The 8,097-nt window shown below is 70.0% G+C and carries 9 protein-coding genes; 3 read left to right on the top strand and 6 right to left on the bottom strand.

The features are described 5' to 3' along the window. Nucleotides 1–290: 290 nt before the first annotated feature. On the bottom strand, nt 291–1,256 hold the full coding sequence (locus H7965_RS27540; RefSeq protein WP_222440852.1) for a tripartite tricarboxylate transporter substrate binding protein: 966 nt from the start codon (nt 1,254–1,256) through the stop codon (nt 291–293). A gap of 78 nt (nt 1,257–1,334) precedes the next feature. Beyond that, the gene (locus H7965_RS27535; RefSeq protein WP_186773734.1) at nt 1,335–2,222 is read right to left on the bottom strand and encodes a LysR substrate-binding domain-containing protein; all 888 of its coding nucleotides are present in this window, start codon (nt 2,220–2,222) and stop codon (nt 1,335–1,337) included. Between the two features lie 96 nt (nt 2,223–2,318). On the opposite strand from H7965_RS27535, the gene H7965_RS27530 reads away from it, so the two are divergent. Next, nucleotides 2,319–2,531 carry a DUF1127 domain-containing protein gene (locus tag H7965_RS27530; RefSeq protein ID WP_186773733.1) on the top strand — a complete coding sequence of 71 codons (213 nt, stop codon included), beginning with the start codon at nt 2,319–2,321 and terminating at the stop codon, nt 2,529–2,531. An 86-nt stretch (nt 2,532–2,617) separates the two neighbouring features. Here H7965_RS27530 and H7965_RS27525 read toward each other — a convergent pair whose 3' ends face one another. From H7965_RS27525 to H7965_RS27515, 3 genes are all read right to left on the bottom strand, one after another. Further along, on the bottom strand, nt 2,618–3,049 hold the full coding sequence (locus H7965_RS27525; RefSeq protein ID WP_222440851.1) for an OsmC family protein: 432 nt from the start codon (nt 3,047–3,049) through the stop codon (nt 2,618–2,620). A gap of 90 nt (nt 3,050–3,139) precedes the next feature. Beyond that, nucleotides 3,140–3,835: a serine O-acetyltransferase gene (gene cysE, locus H7965_RS27520; RefSeq protein ID WP_186773732.1), complete on the bottom strand. Its 696-nt coding sequence runs from the start codon at nt 3,833–3,835 to the stop codon at nt 3,140–3,142. 11 nt (nt 3,836–3,846) lie between these two features. Next, on the bottom strand, nt 3,847–4,887 hold the full coding sequence (locus tag H7965_RS27515; protein ID WP_390624632.1) for a cysteine synthase A: 1,041 nt from the start codon (nt 4,885–4,887) through the stop codon (nt 3,847–3,849). Nucleotides 4,888–5,099: 212 nt separating this feature from the next. Here H7965_RS27515 and H7965_RS27510 point away from each other — a divergent pair, with 212 nt between their 5' ends. Continuing rightward, on the top strand, nt 5,100–5,813 hold the full coding sequence (locus H7965_RS27510; RefSeq protein WP_186773731.1) for an ImuA family protein: 714 nt from the start codon (nt 5,100–5,102) through the stop codon (nt 5,811–5,813). Between the two features lie 106 nt (nt 5,814–5,919). On the opposite strand, the gene radC is transcribed toward H7965_RS27510, so the two are convergent. After that, entirely contained in the window at nt 5,920–6,732 is an 813-nt protein-coding gene (gene radC, locus H7965_RS27505) for a RadC family protein (protein ID WP_229682824.1), read from the bottom strand. Nucleotides 6,733–7,006: 274 nt separating this feature from the next. Between radC and H7965_RS27500 the strand changes: the two genes are divergently transcribed. Next, entirely contained in the window at nt 7,007–7,843 is an 837-nt protein-coding gene (locus H7965_RS27500; RefSeq protein ID WP_186773729.1) for an LLM class F420-dependent oxidoreductase, read from the top strand. Nucleotides 7,844–8,097 lie beyond the last annotated feature (254 nt).

Raw genomic sequence — 8,097 nt, 5'->3', positions numbered from 1 at the left:
AAAACCTCACTCAGCGACTACCGCCTCGTCAGCGGGGCAAGGAGTTTGACCCATCCAGGCCAACCAGTCAACCCCGCCGCCGTCTTGGTGAGGCGGGTTCTAGGCCCAGACCCGGAAGCTGTCAAACCCCCCTGACCAACCCCGGCTGCCTCCAATCAACCCTTTGAATTTTCTCAATTTATTCCTTTTCAACAAGGCTCCCCCGGGCCTGCTGGCGACTTCGTTCCGGCTGCAGATGACAATTTTTCTGCAATTGCTCCGCGAGCCCATGATCCCGCCCGCATTCCGCGTCAGCTCTCGGCGCTGATGCGGTTGTCGCGAATCACCTTGCCCCATTTGTCGATCTCGCTGGCCAGGAACCGGCCGCATTGCTCGGAGTTCGAGGCGACCACATCCGCCCCCTGCTCCTCGATGCGCTTCCGCACCTCGGCATCGCCCAGCGCCTTGGCCAGCGCCTCCTGCATCCGCTGCAGGATCGGCTCCGGCGTCCCTGCGCGGCCCAGGAAGGCCCACCAGGTCGGCGCCTCGAAGCCGGTGAAGCCCTGCTGCGCGAAGGATGCCACGCCGGGCACGTGCCGCGTCTCGCCAGCCGTGGTCACCCCGAGCGGCCGCAGCGTCCCGGCCCGGATATGCTGGCTGATGATCACCACATTCGACATGAACAGCGGCACGTTGCCGGCCACCGCATCCTGCACGGCAGGGCCGCCACCACGGTACGGCACATGCACCAGGCTGAACCCGCCCTGCTGCTGCAACAGCGTGGTCGAGACATGGGCCAATCCGCCAACGCCGGAACTGGCGTAGCTGATGCTGTCCGGCGCCGCTTTGGCGGCCGCAACCACATCCTGGAAGTTCCGATAGGGCGTACTCTGGTGCGCCACCAGCGCCAGCGGCCCGGTCGCCACCAGGCTGACCGGCGCAAAGGCTTCCATCGCCCGGTAGGGCAGCCGCATCACCGTCTGGTTGGTGGCCTCGTTGTCATAGGCCAGCATCCAGGTATAGCCATCGGCTGGCGTCCGCGCCGCCTCGGTGGCGCCGATCGAGCCCGAGGCACCGCCCTTGTTGTCGATCACCACCGGACGGCCCAGCGCCTCGGCCAGCTTGGCCTGGAAGATGCGGGCGATGGTGTCCGTGGACCCGCCCGGGGGCCAGGGGACGATCAGCCGTATCGGCCGGTCCGGCCAAGCCTGGGCGCGGCCGATGGCCGGCGCAGCCAGCCCGCCAGCCGCCAGGGCCAACAGGAGACGACGATTCATGGATGTTTCCTCGGCTTGAACGGCAGCTTCGTTGCAAAGCTACCACCGCCGCCAGATTGGCCCCGGCGGATTCGGCGCTCAAGCCCGCAGCGGTGGCTCGATGGTCAGGTCAAGCCGGAAACTCTCCTCGATGTGCTGCGCCAGCGCTTCCGCCACCGGGGAGCAGGGACCGCGCAGCAGGCCGATGGCGAAATCCGGCAGCGGCGGCAGCCCTTCCTCGGCGCCAAGCCGGCTGACCCCTTCGGGCAGCGGCGCCGGCATCGCCACGGTCACCGCCAGCCCGGCCAGAGCCACCGCCAGCGAACCGGAGAGCGAGGCCGCGGTATAGGTCATCCGCCAGGGCCGATCGGCGGCATCCAGCGCGCCGATCGCCGCCTGCCGCCAGGCGCAGCCGGAGGAGGCCAGTGCCAAGGGCAGGGGGCGACGCCGCGCCGCCGCCTCGGTCCCGATCCAGAGCAGCGGGCCGCGCCACAGCCAGCGCACCCGGGCACCCGGCGGCTCATTGCCCTCGGAGATCAGGGTCAGGTCGAGTTCATCCTCGCCCAGCCGTTCGACCAGTTCATTCGAGGGGGCGCAGATCACCTCCACCTGCACCGCCGGGTGGCTGGCGGCGAAGCGGGCCAGGATGCCGGGCAGCCAGCGGATGGCATAGTCATCCGGGGTGCCGAGGCGCACCGCGCCGGCGACCTCCGGCTGGCGGAAGGTGGCGTGGATCTCGTCGTTCAGCGCCAGCATCCGCCGCGCCCGCTCGAGCAGCCACAGCCCATGCTGGGTCGGCTCCACCCCGCGGGTGCCGCGCAGCAGCAGCGGCTGGCCGAGCATGTCCTCCAGCCGGCGGATCTGCATGGACACCGCCGATTGGGTCCGCCCCACCGCCTGGGCGGCGCGGGTGAAGCTGCCGCCCTCGACGATCAGGACGAAGCTGCGGAGCAGGTCGGGGTCGAGCCCGGGGGGAAGCGCGAGCATGGGGACATCATCAAGAATTCTGATGGAAAACGTCAATTCAATTCGTTTTCCTTATTCACTTCTCCCAGCCAAATTCCTGGCAAGGAGGACACCGCCATGGCGACCCTGAACGCCCGTATCCCTTCCCTGTCCTTGACCAGGCTGACCCTGCCCGCGTTGCCGGCGCTGCGAACGATGCTGCGTGCCATCACCACCCGGCGCCAGCTCGCAGAGATGGACGACCGGATGCTGAAGGATGTCGGCATCAGCCGCGTCGATGCGTTGCGGGAGGCCGAACGCCTCCCCTGGGACCTGTCCCGGCACCGCTAAGCGGCAGCGCCCGCCCTTCCCCCAAGGCGTCTCTCCCCAGAGGCGTCTTCCCTCCCGAGGCGTCCCCCCTCGGGAGGGTGCCTACCCTATTCCAGCTCGGCCGACAGGGTGATCTCGGCGTTCAGCACGCGGGACACCGGGCAGGTCGCCTTGGCCTCGGTGGCGAGGCGCTGGAATTCCTCGGCTGTCACCCCCGGCACCTTGGCCTTCAGCTGCAGCACCACCGCGGCGATCTTCCAGCCGGGACCGTCCTGCTCCATTGACAGCTTCGCCTCGGTCGCCAGCCTTTCCGCCGTATGCCCGGCGCCCTGCAGCTTGAAGGCCAGCGCCATGGTGAAGCAGCCGGCATGGGCGGCGGCGATCAGCTCCTCCGGGTTGGTGCCGGTCCCCTCCGCGAAGCGCGAGTTGAAGCCATAGGGCGTGTCGCGCAATGTGCCGCTCTGCGTCGTCAGCGCGCCCTTGCCCTCCTTGCCGCTGCCCTGCCAAGTCGCCGAGGCGGTGCGTCGGATGCTTGCCATGGTCGCTCTCTCCTTCAGGCGTGGTTGCTGGATATCGGGCGCATGCCGGAAGCCTGGAGCCGGATCGCGTCAGCGTGAAGCGACAGCGCCCTATTCCGCCGCGGGCATCCCCACTCCGCGCCGGCGCAGCTCCGTCATCTCGGCCCTGAGCGCCGCCACCTCGGCCCGCAGCACGGCGATCTCCTCGCCGACCGGATCGCAGGGCTGGTCGAGCAGCCCGTAGCCGGGGCTCGGCGCCGGCGCCGCGCGGGCCGGCATGATCCGGTGCTCATGCGGCGGCCGGGCCGGGATGCCGACGACGGTCTCGCCCGCCGGCACCTCGCCGGAGACCACCGCATTGGCGCCGATCCTGGCGCCGTCGCCGATGCGGATCGGCCCCAGCACCTGCGCCCCGGCGCCGATCGCCACGCCATCGCCGATGGTCGGGTGCCGCTTGCCGCCGGGCCCGGCCCGGTTGCCGAGGCTGAGGCCGCCCAGGGTCACGCCATGGTAGATCAGCACGTCGTCGCCGACCTCGGCGGTCTCGCCGATCACCACCCCCATGCCATGGTCGATGAACAGCCGCCGGCCAATCCTGGCGCCGGGATGGATCTCGATGCCGGTGATGAAGCGGTTGACATGGGAGATGGTGCGGGCCAGGGCGCGGAAGCCAGCGCGGTAAAGCCAGTGCGCCGGGCGATGCATCAGCACCGCCTGCAGCCCGGCATAGCAGGTCATCGCCTCGAACCAGGTCGGCCGGGCCGGGTCGCGGGTGCGGATGGTCCGGGCGAGTTCGATGATCTCCATGGCCCCCTCCCTCACGCCAGCCAGGGCGGCACGGGCAGGCCGCGCTCGCGCAGGAAAGCGGGATTGAACAGCTTGCTCTGGTAGCGGGCGCCGCCGTCGCAGAGCACGGTCACGATGGTATGGCCCGGCCCCATCTGCCGCGCCACCGCGATCGCCGCCGCGACATTGATGCCGGCCGAGCCGCCGATCGAGATGCCCTCATGCAGTTGCAGGTCGAAGACCTGCTCCAGCGCCGTGGGATCGTCGATCTGCACCGCATCGTCGATGAAGGCGCGGCCGTGTTCGAGATTGCCCGGCACGGCGGAAGCCTGGCCGATACCTTCGGTGATGGAGTTGCCCTCGGCCTTCACCTCGCCGGTCTTGATCCAGGAATACATGCCGCTGCCCATCGGGTCGGCGAGCACGATGCGGAGCTTCGGGTTGCGCGCCTTCAGCGCCCGGGCGACGCCGGTCAGCGTGCCGCCGGTGCCGCAGGAGCAGGTGAAGGCATCGACGCGCCCGCCAGTCTGCGCCCAGATCTCCGGGCCGGTCGTCGCCTCATGCGCCGCGGCATTGGCGAGGTTGCCGAACTGGTTCGCCCAGATCACCCGCTTGCCCTCTGCCGCCAGCTGCTCGGCAATGCGGCGGGAGGTGTTGACGTAATGGCCGGGGTCGCGCAGCGGCTTCGGGTCCACCAGCCGCAGATCGGCGCCGATCATCCGCAGGAAGTCGAGCTTCTCCCTGCTCTGGGTATGCGGCACGACGATAATCGACTGGTAGCCGCGCGCATTGGCGACGAGGGTGAGGCCGATGCCGGTGTTGCCGGCGGTGCCCTCCACCACGATCCCCGGCTCGCCAGGGGTCAATTGGCCGCGGCGCTCGGCATCCTCGATGATGCCGAGGGCGGCGCGGTCCTTCACGCTGCCGCCGGGCTGCATGAACTCCGCCTTTCCAAGGATCTCGCAACCGGTGGCGGCGCTGGCGCGCTTCAGCCGAATGAGCGGGGTATTGCCGACGGCGCCGGCAAAGCCGTCCACCACCTGCATCGGAGTCGGGGGCTGTGCGGCGCTCATGGATCCTCCACGCTTATGCTGATCTGCGGCTGTCGGGGGCACGGATTCAAGAGGTTTGCTTGCATTGCTGCCCTGCAAGCATGACTTCGGATACATCCGGCAGGCAGCACGCTTGACCTTGTCGGCTCGTTTCTGGAACATATAGCGAACACGACATGACTTCCCTCCCGTCTCCCCCCTCCGGCCCCGCACCCGCGCCGCCCGGGCACGCAATGGACCGCCCTGCCCTGCTGGCGGCGCTGCGGTCGCGCCTTGCACAGGTCGATCGCAATGCTGCCGGAGAAGCGGGCAGTGCCAGTGTGGCCCTGTGCGCGCCGATCGACCAGAGCCTGCCCGGCGGCGGCCTGGCCCGCGCCGCGGTGCACGAAGTGCTGGCCGCCGAGCCGGGTGCCGCCGCCGGCTTCTGCGCCCTGGTGCTGGCCCGCGCCGCCGGCACCGTGCTGTGGATCGCCCCCGGGCCGGATACCTGGCCGCCTGGCCTGGCGCGCTTCGGCCTTTCGCCGGCCGATCTCGTGCTGGTGCAGGCACCGCGCGCCCTCGACGGGCTCTGGGCCATGGAGGAGGCGCTGCGCTGCCCCGGCGTCGCCGGCGCGCTGCTGGCGACGGATGCGCTCGACCTTACCGCGGCGCGACGGCTGCAAGTGGCGGCCGAGGCCGGCGGCGCCATCGGCCTGCTGCTGCGGCCGGATGACGAGGCTGCCAGCGCCGCCGCCGCGCTCACCCGCTGGCGGGTTGGCGCCCCGGCCGGTGCCGGCTCGGCGCATGACCTCGGCGACCCGCTCTGGCGGCTCGAGCTGCTGCGCTGCCGCGGCGGGCGGCCGCAGCGCTGGCAGGTCACCTGGCGCTCGGCGGCCGAGCGGCTGGACCCGGAGGAGGAGGAGGAGGAGACGCCCGCCGCGGCGCAGCCGCGGCGGCGGATGCAATGAGGCGGAGGAGCTGAAGGCCATCGTCGCCTGTCCTATGGTACCCCAGGCCCCGCCTGGGTCGGCGCAGACGCGACGGATCGCTGCCCCGCATGGGCCCTGGCGCCGGCTATAGCAGCGCCTCACGCCGGAAGCTGGTGAAGCGGCCGTTGCCCAGCACGATGTGGTCGTGCAGCACCACCCCCAGCACCGCCGCCGCAGCCTTGATCTCGGCGGTCATCCCGATATCGGCGCGGGAGGGGGTGGGGTCACCGCTTGGATGGTTGTGAACCAGGATCAGCGCGGTGGCGTGCAGTTCCAGGCACCGCCTCACCACCTCTCGCGGATAGACCGGGGTGTGGTTCACCGTGCCGCGGGCCTGCGCCTCATCCGCGATCAGGCGGTTCTTGCTGTCGAGGAAGAGGACGCGGAACTGTTCGACCTTCTCCCGTGCCAGCACCGCGGTGAGGTAGTCCATCAGCCGGTCCCAATTGTTCAGCACCGGCTGGTCGATCACCTCGGCGCGGGCGAGCCGCAGCGCCGCCGCCTGCACCAGCTTGAGCGCGGCAACGCCATGCGGGCTGAGGCCCTGGGTTTCCAGCAGCCCCTGCTGCGGCGAGGCCAGCACCCCAGCGAAGCTGCCGAAGCGGTGGATCAGCGCCCTGGCCAGCGGCCTGGCGGCGCCGGGCTCGACGGCGAAGCCCAGCAGCATCTCCAGCAATTCATGGTCGGCGAGCGCGTCCGGGCCACGTTCCAGCAGGCGATCACGGGAGCCGTTCGGGCTGCTGCCGCCCGGGACGGAGGTTCCGGCCGGATGGCGCCGGGTGAAGGCCAATGCCGCAGGTCCGGGCGCCGTGGTGCCGGTGGCAGGCTGGAAGATGCCGGGAGCCTCGGCGAAGCCGAGGGGGAATGCCGGCGTCTCCGGCGGCTTGGATGTCGCCAAGCGCCGCTCACCACCACAGCCAGATTGCCACAAGGACTGCATGGACCGCACCCCAGCCTTTCCGTGCCACCGCACAAGACCTAGCCATCCAGTTGTGGTGACACAACATTACACAACCATTTAACGATCTTTTCACTAAAACGACTACCATCACGCGCGCACATTGTTCCAGAAAGCCGGCGGCTCGACTTCCGGCCGCGCAAGGCACAGTCTTCCCGGCCAAGGCGGCGCATGGTCGCAGCGCCTACCGATCCCCGAAGCTCAGGAGCAGCCCATGCGCGTCGGCGTCTTCCACTTCCCCACCGACTACGGCATCGACCCCGCCGAACTCGCCGCCGCGCTGGAGGCGCGCAACTTCGCCTCGCTCTTCGTCTGCGAGCACACCCATATCCCGGTCAGCCGCCGCAGCCCCTTCCCCGGCGGTGGTCCGCTGCCGAAGCGCTACGCCCATACCCACGACCCTTTCATGGCACTGGCCTTCGCCGCCGCGACGACCAAGCGCCTGCGGCTCGGCACCGGCGTCTGCCTGGTGCCGCAGCACGACCCGATCATCACCGCCAAGACCATCGCCAGCCTGGATCAGCTCTCGGGTGGGCGGTTCGAATTCGGCATCGGCGGCGGTTGGAACGTGGAGGAGATGGAACAGCACGGCGCCCGCTACGAAACCCGCTTCAAGCTGATGCGCGAACGGGTGCTGGCGATGAAGGCGCTGTGGACCGAGGAAGAGGCCAGTTTCGAGGGCGAGTTCGTCCGCATCGAGCCCTCCTGGTGCTACCCGAAGCCGGTGCAGCGGCCGCATCCGCCCATCCTGCTCGGCGGCGAAACCGACCTGACCCTGAAGCGCGTGGTCGGCTTCTGCGACGGCTGGCTGCCTCGTGCCGGGGCGGGCTTCGATCCGGCGGTGGCGCGCGATCGGCTGCGGCGGATGGCCGAGGGGGTGGGGCGCGACCCGGCAAGCCTCAGCATTACCGTCTTCCGCGCCCCACCGGAGGCCGCTGCGCTGGACCGCTACCGGCAGGCCGGCATCGACCAGGTGCTGCTGGAGGTGCCCGACCTGCCGCGGGACGAGGTGCTTTCGCTGCTCGACCGGCTGGCGCCGCTCACCGCCTGAGAACACTCCCCCGCAAGCCGCTTCGCGGTTCGCGGGGGCCCGATGATCCCTTCGACCGGCGCTGCGGCACGCGTTCCGCGGCGATGGCCCGAAAATCAAGGAAGCGCCCCCGGTTCTGATCGGCGCTTGCATTGTTGAAACCCTGTGGTGGGCGACCTGAGGAGCATCAGGTTGTGGGTGAGGACCCGCAGGATGATTTCGCGCGCCTGCGCGGCACCGCTGCGAGCGCTCAGAGCCGAGCCGAGGCGTCGTTT

Origin of the sequence: Siccirubricoccus deserti (genome assembly GCF_014283215.1) — a bacterium.
GTDB classification, from domain to species: Bacteria; Pseudomonadota; Alphaproteobacteria; order Acetobacterales; family Acetobacteraceae; genus Siccirubricoccus; species Siccirubricoccus deserti.
Note: the sequence above shows the minus strand (reverse complement) of the source record. Positions and strands in the feature narration are given on the sequence as shown.